The 625-nt window shown below is 49.0% G+C and carries 4 tRNA genes and 1 rRNA gene; all 5 read left to right on the top strand.

From position 1 onward, the window contains the following. The first annotated feature begins 10 nt into the window (after positions 1-10). A 5S ribosomal RNA gene (gene rrf, locus LJF29_RS21145) occupies positions 11-126 on the top strand. A gap of 45 nt (positions 127-171) precedes the next feature. Next, positions 172-246: transfer RNA gene (locus LJF29_RS21140), tRNA-Asn, on the top strand. Positions 247-248: 2 nt separating this feature from the next. Further along, positions 249-321, top strand: a tRNA-Thr gene (locus LJF29_RS21135). A gap of 65 nt (positions 322-386) precedes the next feature. Beyond that, positions 387-461, top strand: a tRNA-Gly gene (locus LJF29_RS21130). Positions 462-498: 37 nt separating this feature from the next. Beyond that, positions 499-575: transfer RNA gene (locus LJF29_RS21125), tRNA-Arg, on the top strand. Positions 576-625 lie beyond the last annotated feature (50 nt).

The following is a 625-nucleotide window of genomic DNA, read 5'->3' as shown; positions in this document are numbered from 1 at the left end:
CTCTCAATTGTTTGGTGGCGATAGCGAAGAGGTCACACCCGTTCCCATGCCGAACACGGAAGTTAAGCTCTTCAGCGCCGATGGTAGTCGGGGGTCTCCCCCTGTGAGAGTAGGACGCCGCCAAGCAGTTTTATCTATTTCTACCATGTTTGTTTATGAAGCTTATATCATTCCGCAGTAGCTCAGTGGTAGAGCTATCGGCTGTTAACCGATCGGTCGTAGGTTCGAATCCTACCTGCGGAGCCATTGCTTCCATAGCTCAGCAGGTAGAGCACTTCCATGGTAAGGAAGAGGTCAGCGGTTCGAGCCCGCTTGGAAGCTTTATTTAAATGCATTACTCTTACCAAGGTTTCTCAAAAAAGAGAAAGCTTTTTTTATTGCGATATGCGGAAGTAGTTCAGTGGTAGAACACCACCTTGCCAAGGTGGGGGTCGCGGGTTCGAATCCCGTCTTCCGCTCCATTATTTCATCCCAACGGGATTCGATACAAGTGAAAGTGCGCCCGTAGCTCAATTGGATAGAGCGTTTGACTACGGATCAAAAGGTTAGGGGTTCGACTCCTCTCGGGCGCGCCATATATTATTTTAATATGAGGAATCGGGAAGTAGCTCAGCTTGGTAGAGCA

This window comes from Bacillus sp. LBG-1-113 (assembly GCF_020708615.1).
In the GTDB taxonomy this organism is placed as follows: domain Bacteria; phylum Bacillota; class Bacilli; order Bacillales; family Bacillaceae; genus Bacillus; species Bacillus mojavensis.
Note: the sequence above shows the minus strand (reverse complement) of the source record. Positions and strands in the feature narration are given on the sequence as shown.